Source organism: Paraburkholderia sp. BGA-UO-ETr-F12, from assembly GCF_059567945.1.
The window spans coordinates 30,437-52,025 of sequence record NZ_JCAQOZ010000041.1 but is presented as its reverse complement, the minus strand read 5'-3'; the positions used below and the strand labels follow the sequence as shown (position 1 = coordinate 52,025).

Genomic DNA, 21,589 nt, shown 5'->3' with positions numbered 1-21,589 from the left:
CCGGAGTGAACCGTATGAATGTCAGGGCTACAGAAGCCGAAGCTGCCCACGTGGGCGAGGGCGCGCATGGCGAAGTCGAAAGCGTTGTCTCGTCATTGGTGGCGCGGGCGCGCGCCGCACAGCGCATCTTCGAGGCCGCGGGGCAGGAAGTGCTCGATGCCGCCGCCGCCGCCGCCGCGTGGGCGATCATGGAGCCCGGGCGCAACCGGCAGCTTGCCGAGCTGGCGGTGCGCGACACCGGTCTTGGCAACGCGGACGACAAGTTCCGCAAGAACTATCGCAAGACGCTCGGGCTGTTGCGCGATCTGCACGGGCAGAAAACCACCGGCGTAATCGAGCGTCATGACGCCAGCGGGATCGTCGAGATCGCGCGGGCGGTGGGCGTGGTAGCGGCGATCACGCCGTCCACCAACCCGGCGGCCACGCCGGTCAACAAGATCGTCAACGCGCTCAAATGCGGCAATGCCGTGATCGTCGCGCCTTCGCCGAAAGGGTATTCGTCGTGTGCGTTGCTGATCGATTTCATTCACGCGCAATTCGGCAAAGTCGGTCTCTCGCCCGATCTCGTCCAGATGTTGCCCGCGCCGATCAGCAAGGCGGCCACCGCTGAACTGATGCGGCAGTGCGATCTGGTCGTCGCGACCGGTTCGCAGGCGAATGTGCGGATGGCCTATGCAAGCGGGACGCCTGCGTTCGGCGTGGGGGCGGGGAACGTGGCCTCGATTGTTACCGCGTCGGCCGATTTGCACGATGCAGCGCACAAGATTGCACGCTCGAAAACCTTCGACAACGCGACGAGCTGTTCCTCCGAGAACAGCGTGGTCATTGAAGCTGCGGTGTACGCAAACATGCTGGCGGAATTGACCGCTTGCGGCGGCGTGCTGCTCGACGCCGCGCAAAAGGCGCGCTTGCAGGACACGATGTGGTCGAACGGCAAGCTGTCCGCACACTGCACCGCGCGCTCGGCAACGGAAATTGCACGGGCGGCCGGTCTCGACGAAATCGCCGCACGCGAGCCCGCGTTCCTGATGGTCGAAGAAACCGGCTTCGGCGCGGATTTTCCGTTCTCGGGCGAGAAGCTCGCGCCGGTGCTGACCGTCTATCGCGCGCAGAGCTTCGACGCCGCGGCCGACATTGTGCGCGGCATCTACGCGTATATGGGCGCGGGGCACTCGGTCGGCCTGCACTCCACCGACCCTGAGCAAGCCTTGGAACTTGCCGCGACGCTGCCGGTGGCGCGCGTGATCGTGAATCAGGCGCATTGCCTCGCGACCGGCGGCAACTTCGATAACGGCTTGCCGTTTTCGCTTTCAATGGGATGCGGCACGTGGGGCCGCAACAATTTCTCGAGCAATCTCAACTTTCATCACTACCTGAATATCACGCGCGTGGCTTACCCGATCGAGGAGCGTGTCCCCGAACTGGACGACGTACTCGGGGATTTCTTCGCGAGGTACGGCAAATGAACACGCCTCGCACCATCCGCGCGCTGATCGACGCGCGCGCCGCGCAGTATCCCGACAAGCCGTTCCTGCTGGCGGCCCCCGAATGTGAAGGGGACGGCGGCGCTGCTGCGCGTGCCGACGTGCTGACCTTCGCTGAACTGCGCGACGACTGCCGCGCGCTCGAGACGGTCTTTCATGAAGCCGGCATGCGGGCCGGCGACGTGGTGTCGGTCTTCATGAGCAATGGCATCCATACGGCAAGGCTGCTGCTCGCGGCGATGTACAGCGGGCTCGTCGCCAATCCGCTCAACCTGTTGTGCCAGTCTTCGCAGTTGCGCTACATCGTCGAGCATTCGGACACGCGCATGGTCTTTGTTTGCGGCGAAACGCACGAGGCGATGTCGGGCGCGCTCGCGCAATTGCGTGCGGAGGGCGTGACTCGCCCCATTGCACTGATTCGCACGGAGCCGGATGCCGCCGTGGCTTCTGTGCCGGTGTGCGCCGAAACGGCGCTGGTGGAAGCGGCCGACGTGAGCGCCGCGCAGAGGGGCGCGGCGGAGCGCGCGACATGTACACCATCTCTAACCGCCTGGGATTCCAAAGCGTTGTCGGACAGCGAACCTGATGCGAGCGATGTGGCACTGCTGATGTACACGTCCGGTACCACAGGGGCGCCGAAGGGCGTCCTGCTGGACCATCGGAATCTGCTGGCCAATGCGCGCAACATCTCGCGCGAACACCGGCTCGATACCGGCGACCGGGTCTTTGCCGCCTTGCCGCTTTATCACATCAACGGGCTGGTGGTGACGCTGCTTGCGCCGCTTTTTCATGGCGGCTCCGTGGTCATGGCGCCGCGTTTTTCGGCGCGCACTTATTGGCGCGATGTCGCGCGCCACGGTTGCACATGGATCAATGTCGTGCCGACGATCGTCGCCTATCTGCTCAATAGCGACGAAGCGTGCACCTTCGATCTGTCCGCGCTGAGGTTCTGCCGTAGCGCGTCGGCGGCACTCCCCGCCGATCATCATCGGGCGTTCGAGGCGCGTTTCGGCATCGGCATCATCGAAACGATGGGCATGACCGAAACCGCGGCGCCGGTGTTCAGCAATCCATATGATCCGGCGGCCCGGAAAATCGGCAGCATCGGCCTGCCTTCAGGTGGTGAAGCGAAGGTGATCGATCGTGACGGCCGCGAATGCGCGCCTGACGAATGCGGTGAACTGGTGTTGCGTGGCGAACAGGTCATGCGCGGCTATTACAAGCGTCCCGAGGAAACGCGTGCGGCGTTCACCGCGGACGGCTGGCTGCGTACCGGCGATCTCGGCTATCGCGACAGCGATGGTTACTTCTACATCAACGGCCGCGCGAAGGAACTGATTATCAAGGGCGGTGAAAACATCGCGCCGCGCGAGATCGACGAAGCGTTGCTCAAACACCCCGGCGTGCTCGATGCGGCGGCGGTGGGTGTGCCGGATGCCGCCTACGGGCAGGAGATCGTCGCCTTTATCGTGCCGCGCGTAGCGCAGGGGCAGGAGCAGGGCGCGCTCGACATCGCGGATCTGCGTGAGCACTGCGTGCGTGAACTGGGCCGCTACAAGACGCCGAAGGAGTTTCGCTTCGTCGAGGAACTGCCCCGTGGGCCATCAGGCAAGGTGCAGCGCCTGAAGCTCGTGCCCACGTGACGGCGCGCGCATCGACGCGGTTTCGCGGCACGACGTACGGATAGATCGACCACAGACGCCCCAGGCGTCATATAAGAGACACAGGAGACAGCATGCAAACGCACAAGCGGCGTGTGAAGACGCGCCACATCATTCTGGCGGTCATGTGCCTGATGTATTTCATCTCGTACATCGACCGGGTGAACATTGCCGTGGCCGGTCCGATCATCCGGCACGAAATGGGGCTGACGACGGTTCAACTCGGCCTCGTGTTTTCCGCTTTCGCTTATCCGTACGCGTTCATGCAGGTGATCGGCGGCTGGCTGTCGGACAAGTACGGACCCAAACTGGTGCTGACCGTGCTCTCGCTGATCTGGGGGGCGGCGACGCTCGCCACCGGCTTCGCCGGCAGCGTGGCGATGCTTGTCGCGTTGCGCTTCGCGCTCGGCATCGGCGAGGGCGGCGCGTTTCCTACGGCGACGCGCGCGTTTACTTACTGGATGCCAGTGGCGGAGCGGGGGTTCGCTCAAGGCGTCACGCATAGCTTCGCGCGCCTTGGTGGCGCAGTCACGCCGCCGCTCGTGCTTGCGATCGTGGTGGCGGGAGGTTGGCGCGACGCGTTTATTCTGCTCGGCGTCGCAAGTCTCGCGTGGACGGTGCTATACCTGTGCGTCTTCACGAATTCGCCGGAGCAGAACCGGCGCGTGACGCCCGAAGAGACTGCGGAGATCGGCTATCGCGTGGGCGATTGCGAGCGCGCCAAACGTGCGGCTACGCCATGGCGCAAACTGATCCGCCGTATGTGGCTCGTCACGTTCGTGGACTTCTGTTACGGCTGGTTGTTGTGGGTCTATCTGACCTGGCTGCCTTCGTACCTGAAGGAGGCGCGCGGCTTCGATCTCAAGCAACTGGCGCTGTTCACAGCGTTGCCGCTGCTCGCGGGCGTGATTGGCGATACCCTGGGCGGGGTAGTTTCGGACCGGCTCTACAAGCGTACCGGACGGCTGCGTTTTGCGCGTTGCGCGGTGCTCGTCGTCGGCATGGGCGGTTCGCTCGCCTTTCTGCTGCCGATGGTGTCCGCGACCAATCCGCTGATGGCGGTGCTGTTTCTTTCAGCGTCGTTCTTCTTTCTCGAGATCACCAATCCGGTGTTGTGGACTTTGCCGCTCGATATCGGCGGCCGATACGCAGGCACGGCGGGCGGCATGATGAACACGGGCTTCGGTATTGCCGGCATGATCTCTCCCGTGGTGTTCGGCTATCTGATCGAGACCACCGGCAGTTACAACGTGCCGTTCACGATTTCCGCGTGTTTGCTGGGAGTGGGGATCGTGGCCGCGCTTTTCATCGACCCGGCCAGGACGGTCGAGGCCGACGAGGAACGCGAACGGCGCGAAGGCGGCCAACTCGACGGCGTGCCCACGTTCCTGCAGGCGGGCGCCGCGGTGCGGCTGGAGCGGCACCATCTGCGCCGTCCGCTGCGCTGGCGCAGATAAGGCGTGCTCCAGGCGAGCGAGTGCGCTGCAATGTCATGGTCATGGCCCGCTAGCTCGCCCGCCGGCGCCGCGGGCAGTTAGCCGGCGCCTTTGAGTTTGCGCAGACGCCAGATGAGACTCGAGGTGTCGTAGCGGTTGCCACCGAGTGCCTGTACGTCGCCATAGAACTGATCGACAAGCGCGGTGACCGGCAGCGACACGCCGACGCGCTTCGCTTCGTCGAGACAGAAACCGAGGTCCTTGCGCATCCAGTCGACAGCGAAGCCGTAATCGAAGCGGCCTTCGATCATCGTCTTGCCGCGATTTTCCATCTGCCAGCTAGCCGCCGCGCCCTTGCCGATTACCTCCAGGACACGCGTCATATCGAGCCCCGCGTTCTGGCCGAAATTAATCGCTTCGGACAAGCCTTGCACCAAACCGGCGATGCAGATCTGATTGACCATTTTGGCCAGTTGCCCGGCGCCGGTCGAGCCGAGCAGCGTGACGGCAGCCGCGTAGTGATGCAGGGTCGCCGCGCAACGCTCGAAGGCCGCCGCGTCGCCGCCACACATGATTGTCAGCTTGCCGTTTTGCGCCCCTGACTGGCCGCCGGAGACCGGCGCGTCGATGAAGTGCAAACCCTGTGTGCCCGCGATGTCCGCGAGTTCGCGGGCGACGTTGGCCGAGGTGGTGGTGTGGTCGACGAAGGGCGTGCCCCGCGTCATGCCCGCAAACGCGCCGCGCTCGCCGAGGGTGATGCTGCGCAAATCGTCGTCGTTGCCCACGCACGCCAGCACCAGATCGGCGCCGTCCGCGGCTTCGCGCGGCGTGGCTGCGGCGCGTCCGCCGTATTCGGCAACCCATTGTTCGGCTTTCTGCGCGGTGCGGTTGTAGACCGTCACGTCGAGGCCGGCTTGAGCCAGATGTCCGGCCATGGGGTAACCCATGACGCCAAGGCCGAGAAAGCTGACGCGGCGCACGGCATCGCTTGGGAAGGAGGCTGCTGAGTGGTTCATTGGGGTTCCTCGGGGCTGAGGGATATCGGGGAAATCAATTATGTCAGCGATGTCTTCGAGGCGCGACAAGCCGCGCTCCGCTCGGCTTGCTGTCTGTCGACCGAGGGAGGGTTTGCGTTTTTGGGGCCATGCGGGGACGCGACGCGATACAAATACGCCGCACTTGCTTTTCCTATTTGTTTAACTATGATGTTAAATATCAACCGGAAGGTTAATAAAAGGAGGCAGTCATGACCGAACCGTATCATCGCCCTTCGCTGGGTGCGGCCGTGTTCTATAAGGATCCGTTTGCCGCGCTCGATTTCCTCGAAAAAGCGTTCGGCTTCGAGCGTCAAATGGTGATCACGGAGAGCGACGGCCAACTGGCTCACTCGGAAATGCGGTTCGGCGACAGCTACATCATGATCGGCCGCGAATGGTCGGCGGACATGGCGAGCCCGGTTTCGGTCGGCGGTAAGAATACGCAGTCGGTGCACGTGCAACTGCGCGAAGGAATCGACGAGCATTGCGCCCGCGCGCGCGCCGCGGGCGCGGTGATTACGCGCGAACTGGCGGATCAGTTCTATGGCGACCGCGTCTACGCGGCACGCGATCCGGAAGGGCATGTCTGGAGCTTCGGCCAAACGGTTCGCCAGGTCTCGCGCGAGGAAGCGGAGCGCGTGAGCGGCCTGAAAGTCGAAGGGTGGGTCTAACCGATGGGACTGCCCGCCAGCGTTTCGCTTGATCGCACTCTGGCGGCGCTCGCCGATCCAAACCGGCGTCAGGTGGTGGATCTGCTCAGCGTACAGCCGATGCGGGCCGGCGAACTCGCGCAGGCCACCGGCCTGTCGCCGCAGGCGATGAGTCGGCATTTGCGGGTGCTGCGTTCGAGCGAACTGATCGAGGAATCGCACGACGGCGTCGACGCGCGCGTGCGTCTCTACGTGCTGCGATCCGCGCCGATGAACGAACTGAAGGCATGGCTCGAGCAGACCGAGGCTTTGTGGTCCGAGCAACTGCTGTCGTTCAAAGCGCATCTGGAGCAGCAGCAATGAGCTCACGTGTGCAGGTGTCGCTGCGCGTCGCGGCCTCGCCGCTGCGCGCGTTCGAGGTGTTCACGCGCGAGATCGGCAAATGGTGGCGCCCCAACGGCTTGTTTCAATTCACGCCGCAAGGCGCGGGTGTGTTGTCGTTCGAGCAGGCGGCGGCGCCTCGTACGTCCGGGGAATGCGGCCGACTGATCGAAACGCAGCCGGACGGGAGCGTGTTCGAGATCGGCAAAGTCACGGCTTGGGAGCCTGGCGAGCGTTTGGCATTCGGCTGGCGTCAGGCCAGTTTCACGGATGCGCAGCACACGCATGTGGAGGTGCGTTTCGAAGCGGTGGGCGACGAAACGCGCGTGACGGTTGAGCATCGAGGCTGGGATACGGTGCCGCAGGAGCATGTGGCACGCCACCATTTTCCGGAGCGCGTGTTTCTGTTGCGGCATGGCGAATGGTGGCAGGCTTTGCTGGCGTCTCTGCGCGATGCGGTGCAAGCCTGACCCTGAGAGACTGATGAGAGGCTGAGATGCGGCCACGGCGCCGCCAGGCTCAGCGTCTGGCGGGTGCGCTTACCTTCCAGTCAGCGTGTGGCGATGGCGGCGGCGACGCCGGCCATGAGGGTGGCGCTGGCGCGGTTGGTGATCTTCACCGCGCGGCGAGTGGTCAGCAGCTTGCGCGCACGGGTAGCGAGCAGGGCCCAGCCGAAGTCGACGGCCATCAGCACGATCAGCATGGTGAGCGTCAGTTCGAACCACGCGATGGTGCCGATGCGTGAGAGGTCGATGATGGTCGGCAGCAACGCGAGATAGAACACCATGATCTTCGGATTGCCGAGCGTCACCAGCATGCCGGCGACAAACATGCGCCACGGCGACTGGCCGCTCGGCAAGTCGTTGCCCTGTACGTCGGCCGGTGCGCGCCACATCTTCCATGCAAGGAACAGCAGATAGGCGACGCCGGCAAACTTCAGCACGATGAATACCACGCCGAAGCTGCGCGCGATCACCGCGAGGCCGGCCACCGCACAGGTGAGCCACAACGCTTCGCCGAGCCACATCGCCGCGAGAAACGGCAATACGTCACGAAAGCCGTTGGTCAGAACGCGGGCAACCAGCGCCGCGACGCTGGGGCCTGGCGTGCCGGCAGCAATGATCAGCGCCAGTGCGAAGACGAGCAAAGCAGACAGCGACATAGCGCTTCTCCACGAAATTCAATGAGCGTACAAGCATCGGCTTCACAAGCCTGCAGACGCCGGTTCAGCGGGTATGCAACCTTCGGTTGACGAAACGCCACACGGCGCTGACCAGCAGCGAGCCTACACCGAGCGAGACGCCCAGCAGCACGATCGAACTCATATGATCGGGCACCAGCGGCACGTTGCCGAACAGATAGCCGGCCGTTACCAGCGAGACGATCCACAGCGCGGCGCCGGCCGTAACGAACGACACGAAACGCGCGAACGTCATGCGCGAAACGCCGGCGACGAACGGCGCGAATGTCCGCACGACGGCAATGAACGGCGAGAGCAGGAAGGTCAGGCCGCCGCGTGCTTCGTAAAACGCGTGCGCCTTACGCAGCGCATTCTTGTCGAGCCAGCGATAGTCGGCGGTATAGACCTTTTCGCCGATCGCGCGGCCGATCGCATAACAGACGACGCTGCCGGCTACCGTGGCGGCGAACAATACGGCAGTCACGAACCAGACGTTCAGCGCGCCGGTGGCGGCGAGACCGCCACAAATGAAAATCAGCGGATCGCCAGGTAAAAAGAATAGCGGCAGGAAGCCGATCTCGACGAATACCACGAGAAATAGCATGGCATAGACGGCAGCGCCGTATTGCACGATCAATCCGCTCAGGTGCTGGTCGAAGTGCAGGGCGACCTGCAGCACATGCATGAAATCCATCTTGGTTCGAAAGGAAGTGAGGTGTTCAGGAGTTTAGTCCCGTGGCGGCGCGGACACTTGTTTATTTCGAAGGGGTGATGTCAATATCGGGGATGTCGTTCAGAATCGCCCCTAAAAAGCCTACGAAACGCCTATGCAATACGCTTCCAATCTTACGTTCCGCATTGCCGCGCCGCACGATGCGCAGGCGATCCGCGCGATCGAATTCGAGGCTGGCCAGCGCTTTGCCAGCGTCGGCATGACCGGTATCGCCGATGCACCGCCGATGGCACTGGAAATCGTCAAGCGCAAGATCGACGCGCAGCAGATCGTTGTCGCCGTGGCTGCCGATGGTGGCTGCGTGGGGTTCGTGATGTTCGAGCCGCAGCCCGCATGCTTCTATGTTCAGGAGCTCGACGTGCTGAGCTCGCATGCCGGACAACGGATCGGCGCGGCGCTGATCGAACAGGTCGCGCAACGGGCGCGCGCGCAACAGATCACGCAGCTCACGCTGTCGACGTATCGGGAGGTGCCGTGGAACGCCCCGTACTATCGCCGGCTTGGCTTTCGCGATATCGAGGAGGCCGATCTCGATGCCGTACTGGTCGCGCGACGCGACGCGCATATCGCGCGTGGCCTCGACGAGTCGAAGCGCGTTTTTATGCGGCGTGACCTCGCTTGACGCGAGCGCGCCGCGCACAGCGGCCAACGCATGAAAAAACGCGGAGGATGTGACCAGATATCGTTCCGGTCACATCCTCCGCGTGGTCCTGCAGCGTGCTACGAGTAAGCAGCCGCTTTAGCGAAGCGGCTTATGCTTCTACTGACCTCCGCTGACGCTACAGGCTTACTCGACGGTTTCCAGCGCCGGATAGTCCACGTAGCCGGTTTCGCCACGTGCATAGTACGTCGCCGGATTCGGCTTGTTCAGCGGCGCATTCGTTGCGAAGCGGCGCACCAGATCCGGATTCGCGATGAACAGTTGACCCCATGCCACGGCGTCCGCTTCGCCCGCGTCGAGCACCTGCTGCGCGGTTTCCTTCGTGAACTTTTCGTTCGCGATGTACGGGCCGCCGAATGCTTTCTTCAGTTGCGGGCCGAGGCGATCGTCGCCGAGTGCTTCGCGTGCGGCGATGAACGCAATCTTGCGCTTGCCGAGCTCGCGTGCCACGTAGCCAAACGTGGCCGCCGGGTCCGAATCGCCCATTGTGTGTGCGTCGCGCCGCGGTGCAAGGTGCACACCGACACGGTTCGCGCCCCAGACGTCGATACAGGCGTCGGTGATTTCGAGCAGCAGGCGGGCACGGTTTTCAATCGGGCCGCCGTAGGCGTCGGTACGCTTGTTGGTGCTGTCCTGCAGGAACTGGTCGAGCAGATAGCCGTTCGCGCCGTGTACTTCCACGCCGTCGAAACCGGCTGCCTTCGCGTTTTCGGCGCCCTTGCGGAACGCTTCGACCACACCGGCGATTTCGTCCAGTTCCAGTGCGCGCGGCGTCACGTACGGACGCTCCGGGCGCACCAGGCTCACGTGGCCTTGCGCTGCAATCGCGCTCGGCGCGACCGGCAGTTCGCCGTTGAGAAACAGCGGATCGGAAATGCGGCCGACGTGCCACAGTTGCAGGAAGATCTTGCCGCCGGCGTCGTGCACAGCTTTCGTGACGATCTTCCAGCCTTCCACCTGTTCCTGCGACCAGATGCCCGGCGTTTCGGCATAACCGACACCTTGCGGCGTGACGGAAGTGGCTTCACTGATGATCAGGCCTGCCGTGGCGCGTTCAGCGTAGTACCTCGCCATCAGCGCGTTCGGCACGCGGATTTCTTCGGCGCGCTGGCGTGTGAGCGGCGCCATGATGATGCGGTTCGGCAACGTGATGTCGCCAATCTGGAGCGGGTCAAAAAGAGTCGGCATATGAGTTCACCTCAGGTGGCGGGCGCGTGGCCCGGGCCTTAAAAAACTGCATGATGAGAGAAGCGCGGCGATGCGGACGAGCCGTTTAGAGCCCGGTGTTCATGTACTCGAGAAACGCCTGAATGACGGCCTCGTTGCGTTTGAAAAACACCCATTGACCGACCCGTTTCGACGTGACGAGTCCCGCGCGCTGCAAGGCGGCGAGGTGCGCCGACACCGTGGACTGCGACAGGCCGCAGCGCGCGTCGATCTTGCCGGCGCACACGCCGTAGTCGAGCGGCAGGTCCTGGTCGGCGAAGTGCGCATACGGCTCGCGCAGCCAGCCGAGAATCTCCCGCCGTACAGGGTTGGCAAGCGCTTTGTGAATCGCGTCGATATCGAGCGTCATGAGACAGTTTTCAGGGCATGAACAACACGCAGACATGGCGCCGGTTGGCGCTCACGCATCTGCATCGCTACAGAACGAATTATATATCGGATTTTAACGATATGCATGAAGCCATCACGGGCAGTGGGGTCGCTGACTGTGAAACGCACTGCACCGCTCGCCAGCGAGATATTGTCCCGGCTTTCTGATGTCGCTTTACCCTTCCCAAGTTGCTGCTGGGCCAATGCAGCGCGATCTGAAGGGTCGAATTTTTAGCATGCTGCATTCTGGGCGCGTTTTCACCCATCCCGGCCATCGGCGGGCACGGGTCCCGAGTCGTTGAGCGCCCACCTCGAGCGGCATGGGGGTCGTCACTCGACTCTTCCAACAGTTCTTGTTCTGATATCGTTCGGATCGTTGATTTTGGGGCGAGACCCATTAGGCAGTCGTTTCCATGAAGCGGCCGACCGTCGCATCGTCGGGGCTGGCTAGCGCCGCGGGTACGGTCGCTCGTCCCTATGTGCAGGCAGGAATTTTGCGTCTGAAGTTCCGCTCCAGTTCCCTTGCAGGCTCCTCATGCCGAGACCTTCGTTTTCCACCCAGCTTTACGCGCTGTGGATTCTGATCGCCATACTATGCAGCCTGCTGAGCGCGACCGTATGGCTGATGCTGTCGTCGGCGCTCGGGGAGCGCGTCGCGGATGCGAAGCAGCAGGCCGCCATGACCTGCGCGGCGGTCGCGTCGCGTTACGACATGTCGGTGCAGCGGCCGGACGAAACGAATGTCGATCTCATGCACGCCGTGCTCGATCTCGTCCTGATCCGCACCGAGGGTATCGAAGGCGGCTTCTGGACTTCCGCACCCGCGCCCGGGGCACCGGGCGGCTTTCTCGCCTACGCGTTTCCCACTTACGAAGGCAGCGGTGTCAAACGCGATATACCCGAGGCCGAGACGCCGCTCATTCTTCGCACGCTGCGAAACGCGGTCAGCACCGGCCAGATGCGCGCCGACGTCGTCTCTGGCGGCGCCGATGCGGTGGTCGCCGTCGCCTGTCCGGTTCCGCGTCATGCCGGCCTGCTCGCCTGGATGCTCACGCGCGCGAGGCCGCCGCTTGGGCCGTATGGGCAGCAGGCCGCGACGTTCCTTGCGGGCGTGCTCGCGATCATCGTGGCGCTGGCGCTGCTGCTCGCGCTGGCGCTCAGACGCTGGAAGCGCAACCTCACGCGGCTTGAACAGGCGCTTGCGCCGGACGGCCGGCTCGAGCAGGGCAAACGGATCGATCGGCTTGGCGAGCGCGATCTGGACCATATCGTCGACGCGCTGAATCGTTATGTCGAACGCGCAGAGCACCTGCAACGCGAGGCGAACGGGTTGAGCGCAAAACTCGCGCAGGCGGAACGTTTCGGCGCGCTTGGGAAGATGGCCGCTCAGATCGCCCACGAAATCCGCAATCCAGTGGGCGCCATGCGGCTCAAGGCGGAAAACGCGCTGGCGGGCGACGCTTCACGACGCGAAGCCGCGCTGAAGATCATCATCGAGCAGGTGGGCCGCATCGAGTCGCAGTTGTCGAGCCTGCTCGCGCTTACCCAGCCCGTCACCGTCCGCGCGCAGCAAGTCGACCTGCGCGCGTGGCTTGCCGGACTGGTCCGTACGCACGAATCGCGGGCGGAAAGCCGGCATGTGACCTTGCAGGCCGACATTGCATCCTGCACCACACAGCCGGTCTTCGATGCGGCGCAACTGGCGCGCGCGCTCGACAACCTGATCGTCAACGCGCTGCGTCATGCGCCGTCCGGCGGACACGTCACGGTCAGGGCGCGCGCCATGCCGGACGATGACGGCGAGCGGCTCCGGCTCGAAGTGATCGACGACGGCCCCGGCGTGAATGCGAGCGAGCGCGAACGCATCTTCGAGCCGTTCGTCACGGGCCGGCCCGACGGGTCGGGTCTGGGCCTCGCTGTCGTGCGCGAGATCGCATCGGCGCACGGCGGCCGCGCGTGGCTCGAGGACAATCCGAACATGACCTGTTTTGTGATCGATATCCCATGGCGACCATCCTGATCATCGACGACGACGACGCCTTCCGTGACGGCCTCGCGGAAACCATCCAGGACCTTGGATACACGCCGCTCGAAGCACGTTCAGGCGAAGAAGCGATCCAGCGTCTGCGCGAGGAGGCGTCGCCCGAATGCATTTTTCTCGACTTCCGGCTGCCGGGCGCGGATGGCCTATCCGTGCTCGAAACGCTGCGCGGCATGGCTGGTCTGCAGGACGTGCCGGTCGTGATGTTGACCGCGTACGCGACCAGCGACAACACGATCGGCGCGATGCGGCTCGGCGCCTTCGAGCATCTGACCAAACCGGTTGGCCGCGACGAAATCGCCGCGCTCCTCGCGCGCATCCTCGCAACCCGCGCCGCGACACCCGCTCCCCAGGCGATCCACAGATTCGCGGATGACACGCCTTCGCATGAACCGCAGTTGCTCGGCATCAGCGAAGCCATGCGCGACGTACAGAAGCGTCTTGGCCGCGCGGCCGGCACCAACTCGACGGTATTGATTACCGGTGAGACGGGTACCGGCAAGGAAGTGGCGGCGAGCGTGCTGCATCGTGCATCGGCGCGTGCGGGCGGACCGTTTGTCGCCGTGAACTGCGCGGCGATCCCGGAAGACCTGCTCGAGAGCGAACTCTTCGGCCACGCCCGGGGCGCATTCACTGGCGCGCATTCGGAGCGGCGCGGTCGTTTCGAAGAAGCGCATGGCGGCACGCTCTTTCTCGACGAGATCGGCGACATGCCGCTCGCGATGCAGGCGAAGCTGCTGCGCGTGCTGCAGGAGCGGCAGGTCACGCCGCTCGGAACCAACCGGCCGCTTGCTGTCGACGTACGCGTGGTGGCCGCGACGCATCGCGACCTGGCGGCGATGGTCGCAGCGGGCACGTTCCGGCAGGATCTGTCGTATCGGCTCAGCGTGATTCCGTTGCACATGCCGCCGCTACGCGAGCGCGTAGCGGACATTCTGCCGCTGGCGGAGCATTTCCTCGCGGCCGTCGCCGGTCCCTCCGAGGCGGCGCGCAAGCGTCTCTCCGCAGACGCACAGCGCCTGCTGGTCGGCTTCAGTTGGCCCGGCAACGTGCGGGAACTCGCCAACGCTATCGAACGCGCGAGCGCGCTGGCGCCCGCCGCGCTGCTGACTCGCGAAGATTTCGCCTTCCTGTTCGATCCGGCCGCGAACGATGCCTATGCGATTCCCGCGGGCGTCATCGACCTGCCGCTGAACGACGCCCTCGCGCAACTCGAACGCGCCATGATCGTCCGGGCGCTTTCGCTCGCCGATGGCAATCGCGCCGATGCGGCGCGCAGGCTCGGCATCAGCCGCCAGTCGCTCTATACGCGTCTGGCGAATCTCGGCCTGTCCGATTCCTGACCGTTCGAAGGTGTCCAGGGTGTCCAGGTGTCAATAAACCGGACGGCACCTGTCCGGTTTGTTGACATCGCAGCCCTGCTTCGTCGCGTCGCTGCCCGGCCACATGGGATTCCCGGCCGATGGCATAGGCCTTGCAAAAAGCTCCTCGTCTTACGAAGGAGTGGACCATGCAAGCGATTCCGAATCACTCACCAAGCCGCATCGCCACGCGCATCTTGAGCGCGATGAGCCTCGCAGCGCTCATGGCGGCGAGCAACGGATGCGCCGCCCAGACTCAACCTGAGCCCCCAACCGCACCTGCGCCTGCGCCGTCGCCGGCCGCGACCGGCACGGCACCGCCCGTGCCGCCACCCGGCGTCGCTGCCATGACTCCGCCCCCGCCGCCACCCGGCGGCCCGGCGCCGCGCGCCGATGCCGGAAATTTCACGACCGCGCAGGGCACCGTCGCGCGTTTTCTTACCAATCCGGATGGCGACGTCGACGGCTTGCTGACAAGCGACGGCCTGCTCGTGCGTGTCCCGCCGCACATGGGCCCGCAGCTTACGTCGATGGTTCGCCCGGGCGACAGCGTGCAGGTGAGCGGAAGGCGCGATGCAGGCGGCACGCTCGCGGCGCAGCAGATCACCGACACGCGCAGCGGCCAGCAACTGGAGAATCAGCCGCCACCGCGGGGCGCCCGGCCGCTGCCGCGTGAGCTACGCGGCGTCGCGCTATCGCGCCTCAGCGCGCAGGGCCGGGTCGCGCACGTCACGACCGCGCCACGCGGCGAGCCGGACGGTGTGATCCTCGCCGACGGCACCGTGATCCGCCTCACGCCACCGATCGCCCAGCAGTTTCCGGCGCTCGTGCAAATCGGCGCGAACGTCTCGGCGCAAGGCTACGGCACACGCACACAGTACGGCACGGCGCTGCAGGCGACGGCATTCGGATCGCCCGGCAATCTGACCCGGCTCTACGATCGCGTGCCACCAGCCCCTTGAGCGCGCCCGATAACGGCACCTGACATTCACCCGTTCAACCATCATCGAAAAGGACCATGACCATGCATTGGATCGATCCCAACAGCCTTCCCGAAACGCGCGGCACGGTAACGCGTTTTCTTTTGAATCCGCACGGCGAACTGGACGGCTTCGTGCTCGGCTCGCGTCAGTTGCAGCAGGTGCATTTTCCGCCCCATCTGTCGCGGCAAGTCGCGCGGCTCGTGGCGGTGGGCGACACGGTGCGCGTACGCGGCGTCAAGCCGCGTGGCGCGGACATGATCGCCGCTGTCTCGCTCACGTCGAAGACAGGCAAGGTCATTCTCGACGAAGGCCCGCATCGCGACGGCGAGAAACATCATCACCCTGACGCTGAGCGCACGCCGATGGAGGCGAGCGGCGAAGTGCTGCTGTCACTGTTCGGTCCGAAGGGCGAGTTGCGCGGCGCGCTGCTGGACGATGGCACGTCGTTGCGCATGCCGCCGCATGCCGCCGCCGAGCTGGCGTCGTACCTGGCGCCTGGGGCGCATGTCCATGCGTGGGGACGTGGCATCAGGAACCGGCACGGGCGAACCGTTGAAGTGGACGAGATCGCCGAACTCGTCGATGCGCAAACCCAACAGGAATAGCCACCGAGGGTGATCGAACCATGAATCCCCAGTACGCGCTCGAAGGACTCAACTTCTTCATGGCCGATGTCCAGGCAGGCATCGGGCCGTTTCTCGGCGTCTTTCTGCAGGCGCAGGGCTGGCACCCCGACGCGATCGGTACGGTGATGACGCTCGGTGGCATAGCGGGCATGCTCGCGACTTCGCCGGCCGGCGCGCTCGTCGATGCGACCCGTCACAAGCGCGGCGTGATTGTCGCGGCGGGTGTGTTGACGACGCTCGCCTCGCTCGTGCTCTGGGTGGCGCATACGTACTGGATGGTCGCCGCGTCGCAGATCCTCACGGCAGTGACAGGCGCCGCGCTCGGGCCGGCCGTGGTGGGCGTGACGCTCGGCATGGTCCACGAGCGCGGCTTCGACCGGCAGTTTGGGCGCAACCAGGTGGCCAATCACGCGGGCAACGTGGTTGGCGCGGCGCTGTCGGGCTGGCTTGGCTGGCGCTATGGTTTCGGCGCGGTGTTCGCGCTCGCGGGTGTCTTCGGCGCGCTGTCGGTCGTCTCGACGTTGCTGATCCGGCCTGATTCCATCGATCACGACCGCGCACGGGGCCTTGCCGCCGCCTCAACGAAGGAGCACGAACAGGCGAGCGGCTTTCGCGTGCTGCTGACGTGCCGCCCGCTGCTGCTGCTGTCCGCCGCGCTCGCGATGTTTCACCTCGGTAATGCCGCGATGCTGCCGCTTTACGGCCTCGCGGTTGTCGCCGCGCACAAAGGCAACCCGAGCGCGTTCACCGCGCAGACAATCGTGGTCGCGCAACTGGTGATGGTCTTCGCGGCGTGCTTTGCCAACCGGTTGATCCAGCGCGTCGGCTACTGGGGTGTGATCCTCATCACCTTTCTTGCGTTGCCGCTGCGCGGGCTGGTCGCGGCGCTGTTCATCTCGGACTGGGGGGTATGGCCCGTGCAGGCACTCGATGGCATTGGCGCGGGGCTGCAAAGCGTGGCTGTTCCCGCGCTCATCGTGCGGCTTCTGCAAGGCACGGGGCGTGTCAACGTCGGACAGGGCGTGGTGATGACCGTGCAAGGTGCGGGTGCAGCGCTTAGTCCTGCACTCGGCGGTGTCCTCGCGCAGCACTTCGGTTATGCGGCGGCCTTTCTCGTGCTGGGCGCCGTGTCGATGGGCTCGCTTGCGCTGTGGCTGCTGTTCGGCACCTCCCTGAAAAAGGCCTGTGGCATTCACAACGATCTCGCTAACCAGAATCCTCTCGTTACATGAATCCGATTTTCCTCTCCTGGGGTATCGCGTTTGCCGCTACCGCCGGCGTTATCCTGCGTCCCTTCCGATGGCCGGAAGCGATCTGGGCAGTGACAGGCGCGGTGCTACTCGTCGTGCTCGGGCTGCTTCCGGTCGGCCTCGCGCTGCAGGCGGTCGCCAAAGGCACCGACGTCTATCTGTTTCTCATCGGCATGATGCTGCTCTCGGAGCTGGGTCGCCGTGAAGGACTGTTCGACTGGATCGCAGTGCTTGCCGTGAATCACGCGAAGGGTTCGCCGCGCAGGCTCTTTCTGCTGGTGTACCTGGTCGGCGTCGTCGTGACGACGTTTCTGTCGAACGATGCCGCTGCCGTCGTATTGACGCCCGCCGTGTTCGCCGCAGCGAAGAAGGCGAATACGAAGCCGTTGCCTCTGTTGTTCGTCTGCGCGTTCATCGCCAATGCGGCGAGTTTCGTACTGCCAATCTCGAATCCCGCCAATCTCGTGCTTTACGCGAATCACACACCGGCGTTGGACTTGTGGGTGGCGCGCTTCGCCGTGCCGTCGGTCCTGTCGATCGTCGTGACATTCTTCATGCTGCGCTGGACGCAACGTCGACATCTGCAAGGGGCATGCGCCTCTGGTCTGCCGGTGGACAGGCTCAGCGCGAGCGGCAAGGTGGCGCTCGCGGGCATCGGCGTGACGGCTATCGCGTTGCTTGTCGTCTCCGCTCTCGATCTACAGCTTGGCCTGCCGACCGCCGGGCTCGGCATCCTCACCACACTGGTGGTGCTCGTCAAGGAACGCAAGTCGCCGGTGGAACTGGTGAGCGGCATCTCATGGAGCGTGCTGCCGCTGGTGGCGGGACTTTTCGTGCTGGTGGAGATGCTCGCGCACACGGGCGTCGTCACCCAACTGTCGCAACTGCTCGCGCAGGCGACGCAGCAGAGCCAACTGGCTGCGGCCGCGACATCGGGGTTCATCGTCGCGCTGGGCAGCAACGCGATCAACAATCTTCCGGCAGGGCTGATCGCCAGCGCGACCGCATGGCAGGCGCATAGCCCCGAGCGGGTCATCGACGCCATGCTGATCGGCGTGGACCTTGGCCCGAACCTGTCGATTACCGGCTCGCTCGCGACCATTCTGTGGCTGCTTTCAATCCGCCGCGAAGGCGAAGAGGTGAGCTTCATGCAGTTTTGCAGGATCGGTATGGTCGTGATGCTGCCTGCGCTCGTGCTCGCGATGGCCGCACGGCTTTTGAGCGGACATTGATAGAACCTTACGGAGGAGCGTGATGAACAGCGCGCGGCGCAGCAGGAAAATTGCCCATCGAATGGACCCGAGGGTCCATTTTTTTTGGATGCTGCCGTTAACCGGGTCATCGGCGATCCGCGAAACCCAGGTAACTCTTCGCCCCTGAATCCGTGTACCCCAACCTCACTCCACCGCTGCGACCGCGGGATAACGTTGTGAGGACCGGGTGCAACCATTAAAGCCTTACCGTGTCTCTTTCCATGACCACCGGAAAACTGGCTGTTCTCGCCGGCCGTCATCCTTTGATCGTCGGCATGCTCGGTAGTTTGATGTCATTGGGCGTGTTGGCGATCAGTCTGATCACGCTTCTGGCCTCCCGTGAGGCCGCCGTCGAACATGCCCATGAAACGTCCAGAAACGTCACTGCCGTGTTGGTCAGCAATATCGCGAGGACGATTGAAACGTCAAATAACTCGCTTCTCGCCTTGATTTCGGCGCTGGATAAGCCTGTGGTCCAAAGCATGGATCCTGACCTGCGTCACGAATTGCTGTTTGACCGCACCGCGGCCATGTACGTCACGGGGATGGGAGTGACGGACGATCGAGGTCGCGTTGTCGACGGCTGCTGTTCCAGCTCCCATACATGGGATTTCAGCGATCGGGACTATTTCATCGTTCATCGCCAGTCGGCGAATGTCGGACTCTATGTGTCATCAGTCTATCGGGCACGGTCGCGGCCAGGCGCGCAGTCAATCGCGATCTCGAGAAGGATGAACCGGCCCGACGGGTCATTCGGCGGGGTAGCGATTGTCGCTATAGACGTCGAGTATTTCAGGCAACTCCTTACCAAACTGGACGTGGGGCCCAAGGGTGTCACGGCGATCGTACGGACGGATGGCAGCCTGGTGGCCAGAAATCCCCCAAGCAGCCGGACTGGGCAGGTCAATGTGGGTACATCTGCGGTGTTTCCGCGGATGGTGAATCAGGATTCCGGGTTCTATGCCGCCCGATCGATCTCGGACGGCGTACTTCGTCTGTATACATTCCAGCGCATTCCCGGCACGCCACTCATCGCCGTCGTCGCACCGGCGGAAAGCGACGTACTGGGCTCCTGGAAGCAGTTGTCATGGATAGTCGGGATTGCCGCATCGTCCGTTAGCCTGGCGTTCTGTGCAGCGGTCTGGTTGCTTGCGTTTGCACTGCGGGACCAGGTAAAGACTCAGGTGCTGCTTACAGAGCTGACGCAAACCGACGCGTTGACAGGGCTCAAGAACCGCCGTGCCCTCGACGAAGTGCTCGAAAACGAGTGGAGCAGACTTCAGCGCCATGATGGCTACCTGTCACTGCTGTTCGTCGATGCGGATAACTTCAAGAAATACAATGACAGCCACGGCCATGCTCAGGGCGATATGGCATTACAACATCTCGCGGAGTGCATCAAGCGTCACGCGCGTCGTCGCGGCGACGTCGCCGCACGATATGGCGGCGAAGAATTTGTCGTGGTGTTACCCGACACGGACGAAACGAGCGCGGTTCAGATTGCTGAAGCCATACGTCGTGAAGTCGAGCATGGGCGACATGCTGTAGCCTCCGCGAAAATTTCGCCCTTCACAGTGAGCATTGGATGTGCGACCGGTCGACGCTCACGTCCCTCGTCACTTGATGAATTGACTAATTCAGCCGATGCGGCGCTGTATGCGGCCAAAAGAAGTGGAAGGAACGCTGTCGTCGCCGCGGGTGATATTGTCGCTGACTCAGCCGCATAATTGATTGCATTCCTTGGCCGGGCCGTCTCGTTCTGACATCGCAGCGGCCAGTCGGCTTATCACCGGGACGATGCGTGATTAAATGCGTTCGTGAGAATGGGGATTGTCAGGAGAGGGGAGCGGGAGCAGTGGGTAGGGTAATGGTGCAAATTACGGGCGAGAACGAAAAACGGCGTAATCACCGTTCAATAGGGTTTAGCCGTTCATGACTCCAGCCGGTGCCAGGCGTGCCGGGCGATCATCGGTTCTTTGTTGGTCGGAATGACCCACACGTAGACGGCGCTTTGCGGATCGCTGATGCGCGGTCCGTGCTGCGCATTCGCCTGCGCATCGAGCGAGACGCCCAGCCACGCGGCCGCGCGGCACACCCGTTTGCGCACGGGCGCCGCATATTCGCCGATCCCCGCCGTGAAGACGATCGCGTTTAGACGATGGCCGCGGAAGGCTTCTCGCGCCGCGCGAGCGCGACGAGCGAGGCGACCGCGCACGACGCGAGCCGCGTCATCACCGAATCGGCGCGACTGGTCAGGATGATCGGCACCTTCGCGCCCAGCACGATGCCGGCGGCATCGGCACCGGCGAGAAACGACAGGCTTTTGGCGAGCAGATTGCCGGCTTCGAGATCCGGTACGACCAGCACGTTGGCATGACCGGCAACAGGCGACGAGATGCCCTTGATTTTCGCGGCCTCTTCGCTGATCGCGTTGTCGAGCGCGAGCGGGCCGTCGAGAATCCCTCCCGTAATCTGCTGGCGGTCGGCCATTTTGCACAGCGCGGCGGCGTCGAGCGTGGACGGCACTTTGGAGTTGACGGTTTCCATGGCGGAGAGGATCGCCACTCTCGCGGCCGGAAAACGCAGGGCGTGCGCGAGGTCGATGGCGTTCTGCACGATATCGCGTTTCTCGTCGAGTGTCGGTGAGATGTTCACGGCCGCGTCGGTGATGATCAAGGCATCCTCGCGGCCGGGCACGTCCATCACGAAGCAATGGCTGACGCGCCGCTCGGTGCGCAGCCCCGTGCCTCGCGCGACGACCGCGGCCATCAGTTCGTCCGTGTGCAACGAGCCTTTCATCAGCGCCTCGGCCTTGCCTTCATGCACCAACTGCACGGCCATTTCCGCCGCCGCATGACTGTGGGGCACGTCGACGACAGGCAGATCGCCGAGCTCAAGTTTTCCTTCTCGCGCGAGAGTCTCGAGCCTCGCGCGCGGCGCCACGAGGATCGGCGCAATCAGGCCGAGGCGGGCGGCTTCGATCACCGAGGACAGGGAGTCGTGATCGCATGGATGCGCGACAGCGGTTGGCAATGGCGGTAGCGTCGCGGCGAAAGCGACCAGCCGCTCGTATTTTTCGCGTCTATGTTCCATCCTGTATGCCTCCGGCTAGCTGGGTTGCAGTTTAGGTGGTGACGATGGGGCTGGCAATTGGAATCGGTGGGAATCGGAGGCAATCGGAGGCAATCGGTGGCAATCGGTGGCAATCGGAGCGCTTTCGATCATGCACCGGCAGTCGATGCCATTAAGGCACGCC

20 protein-coding genes and 1 pseudogene are annotated in these 21,589 nt (G+C 63.9%); 14 read left to right on the top strand and 7 right to left on the bottom strand.

Annotated features, from left to right (window positions below; translation table 11 throughout):
• The first annotated feature begins 14 nt into the window (after positions 1 to 14).
• From sauS to AC57B6_RS18335, 3 genes are all read left to right on the top strand, one after another.
• Complete coding sequence (sauS, locus tag AC57B6_RS18345) at positions 15 to 1,466, top strand: acylating sulfoacetaldehyde dehydrogenase (RefSeq protein ID WP_496421834.1); 1,452 nt, start codon at positions 15 to 17, stop codon at positions 1,464 to 1,466.
• Positions 1,463 to 3,127 (top strand): AMP-binding protein, encoded by a 1,665-nt coding sequence (locus tag AC57B6_RS18340; RefSeq protein WP_183803453.1) that lies wholly within the window; start codon positions 1,463 to 1,465, stop codon positions 3,125 to 3,127. The genes sauS and AC57B6_RS18340 overlap by 4 nt, the downstream gene beginning before the upstream one ends.
• Before the next feature lie 92 nt (positions 3,128 to 3,219).
• Positions 3,220 to 4,602, top strand: a complete 1,383-nt coding sequence (locus AC57B6_RS18335) for an MFS transporter (RefSeq protein ID WP_496421833.1) — start codon at positions 3,220 to 3,222, stop codon at positions 4,600 to 4,602.
• A 77-nt stretch (positions 4,603 to 4,679) separates the two neighbouring features.
• Here AC57B6_RS18335 and AC57B6_RS18330 read toward each other — a convergent pair whose 3' ends face one another.
• Entirely contained in the window at positions 4,680 to 5,597 is a 918-nt protein-coding gene (locus AC57B6_RS18330; protein WP_178370172.1) for an NAD(P)-dependent oxidoreductase, read from the bottom strand.
• A gap of 230 nt (positions 5,598 to 5,827) precedes the next feature.
• Between AC57B6_RS18330 and AC57B6_RS18325 the strand changes: the two genes are divergently transcribed.
• From AC57B6_RS18325 to AC57B6_RS18315, 3 genes are read left to right on the top strand one after another with little or no spacing between them, the layout of a single operon-like run.
• Positions 5,828 to 6,289 carry a VOC family protein gene (locus AC57B6_RS18325; protein ID WP_030103544.1) on the top strand — a complete coding sequence of 154 codons (462 nt, stop codon included), beginning with the start codon at positions 5,828 to 5,830 and terminating at the stop codon, positions 6,287 to 6,289.
• 3 nt (positions 6,290 to 6,292) lie between these two features.
• Entirely contained in the window at positions 6,293 to 6,631 is a 339-nt protein-coding gene (locus tag AC57B6_RS18320; RefSeq protein ID WP_028200003.1) for an ArsR/SmtB family transcription factor, read from the top strand.
• Positions 6,628 to 7,119 (top strand): SRPBCC family protein, encoded by a 492-nt coding sequence (locus tag AC57B6_RS18315; RefSeq protein WP_028200002.1) that lies wholly within the window; start codon positions 6,628 to 6,630, stop codon positions 7,117 to 7,119. Before AC57B6_RS18320 ends, AC57B6_RS18315 begins: the two co-directional genes overlap by 4 nt.
• A gap of 80 nt (positions 7,120 to 7,199) precedes the next feature.
• Here the strand turns inward: AC57B6_RS18315 and AC57B6_RS18310 are convergent, their stop codons facing one another.
• Both AC57B6_RS18310 and AC57B6_RS18305 read right to left on the bottom strand, forming a co-directional pair.
• Positions 7,200 to 7,811 carry a LysE family translocator gene (locus tag AC57B6_RS18310; RefSeq protein ID WP_028200001.1) on the bottom strand — a complete coding sequence of 204 codons (612 nt, stop codon included), beginning with the start codon at positions 7,809 to 7,811 and terminating at the stop codon, positions 7,200 to 7,202.
• 64 nt (positions 7,812 to 7,875) lie between these two features.
• Positions 7,876 to 8,523: a VTT domain-containing protein gene (locus AC57B6_RS18305; RefSeq protein ID WP_496421832.1), complete on the bottom strand. Its 648-nt coding sequence runs from the start codon at positions 8,521 to 8,523 to the stop codon at positions 7,876 to 7,878.
• Positions 8,524 to 8,656: 133 nt separating this feature from the next.
• On the opposite strand from AC57B6_RS18305, the gene AC57B6_RS18300 reads away from it, so the two are divergent.
• On the top strand, positions 8,657 to 9,184 hold the full coding sequence (locus AC57B6_RS18300; protein WP_496421831.1) for a GNAT family N-acetyltransferase: 528 nt from the start codon (positions 8,657 to 8,659) through the stop codon (positions 9,182 to 9,184).
• A gap of 165 nt (positions 9,185 to 9,349) precedes the next feature.
• Here the strand turns inward: AC57B6_RS18300 and AC57B6_RS18295 are convergent, their stop codons facing one another.
• Both AC57B6_RS18295 and AC57B6_RS18290 read right to left on the bottom strand, forming a co-directional pair.
• The gene (locus tag AC57B6_RS18295; RefSeq protein ID WP_496421830.1) at positions 9,350 to 10,411 is read right to left on the bottom strand and encodes an alkene reductase; all 1,062 of its coding nucleotides are present in this window, start codon (positions 10,409 to 10,411) and stop codon (positions 9,350 to 9,352) included.
• An 85-nt stretch (positions 10,412 to 10,496) separates the two neighbouring features.
• Positions 10,497 to 10,799 (bottom strand): ArsR/SmtB family transcription factor, encoded by a 303-nt coding sequence (locus tag AC57B6_RS18290; protein WP_028199997.1) that lies wholly within the window; start codon positions 10,797 to 10,799, stop codon positions 10,497 to 10,499.
• 555 nt (positions 10,800 to 11,354) lie between these two features.
• Here AC57B6_RS18290 and AC57B6_RS18285 point away from each other — a divergent pair.
• The 7 genes from AC57B6_RS18285 to AC57B6_RS18255 all read left to right on the top strand — a co-directional run bounded on the left by AC57B6_RS18285 (position 11,355) and on the right by AC57B6_RS18255 (position 20,060).
• The gene (locus AC57B6_RS18285) at positions 11,355 to 12,839 is read left to right on the top strand and encodes an ATP-binding protein (protein ID WP_496421829.1); all 1,485 of its coding nucleotides are present in this window, start codon (positions 11,355 to 11,357) and stop codon (positions 12,837 to 12,839) included.
• Positions 12,824 to 14,203, top strand: coding sequence for a sigma-54-dependent transcriptional regulator (locus AC57B6_RS18280; protein WP_496421828.1), 1,380 nt, complete (start codon positions 12,824 to 12,826; stop codon positions 14,201 to 14,203). Before AC57B6_RS18285 ends, AC57B6_RS18280 begins: the two co-directional genes overlap by 16 nt.
• A gap of 167 nt (positions 14,204 to 14,370) precedes the next feature.
• Positions 14,371 to 15,183: a hypothetical protein gene (locus AC57B6_RS18275; RefSeq protein WP_178370165.1), complete on the top strand. Its 813-nt coding sequence runs from the start codon at positions 14,371 to 14,373 to the stop codon at positions 15,181 to 15,183.
• Between the two features lie 62 nt (positions 15,184 to 15,245).
• Positions 15,246 to 15,809, top strand: a complete 564-nt coding sequence (locus AC57B6_RS18270; RefSeq protein WP_496421859.1) for a hypothetical protein — start codon at positions 15,246 to 15,248, stop codon at positions 15,807 to 15,809.
• 20 nt (positions 15,810 to 15,829) lie between these two features.
• Complete coding sequence (locus AC57B6_RS18265) at positions 15,830 to 17,062, top strand: MFS transporter (protein WP_496421827.1); 1,233 nt, start codon at positions 15,830 to 15,832, stop codon at positions 17,060 to 17,062.
• Positions 17,059 to 18,312 carry an arsenic transporter gene (locus AC57B6_RS18260; RefSeq protein WP_496421826.1) on the top strand — a complete coding sequence of 418 codons (1,254 nt, stop codon included), beginning with the start codon at positions 17,059 to 17,061 and terminating at the stop codon, positions 18,310 to 18,312. The genes AC57B6_RS18265 and AC57B6_RS18260 overlap by 4 nt, the downstream gene beginning before the upstream one ends.
• 242 nt (positions 18,313 to 18,554) lie before the next feature.
• Entirely contained in the window at positions 18,555 to 20,060 is a 1,506-nt protein-coding gene (locus tag AC57B6_RS18255; protein WP_252890038.1) for a sensor domain-containing diguanylate cyclase, read from the top strand.
• A gap of 203 nt (positions 20,061 to 20,263) precedes the next feature.
• On the opposite strand, the pseudogene AC57B6_RS18250 reads toward AC57B6_RS18255, so the two are convergent.
• Together AC57B6_RS18250 and AC57B6_RS18245 are read right to left on the bottom strand one after the other, a co-directional pair.
• Positions 20,264 to 20,488, bottom strand: a pseudogene (locus AC57B6_RS18250) (acetate/propionate family kinase); the annotation flags it as partial.
• Positions 20,485 to 21,426 carry a phosphate acetyltransferase gene (locus AC57B6_RS18245; protein WP_496421825.1) on the bottom strand — a complete coding sequence of 314 codons (942 nt, stop codon included), beginning with the start codon at positions 21,424 to 21,426 and terminating at the stop codon, positions 20,485 to 20,487. The pseudogene AC57B6_RS18250 and the gene AC57B6_RS18245, both read right to left, overlap by 4 nt.
• Positions 21,427 to 21,589: the final 163 nt, after the last annotated feature.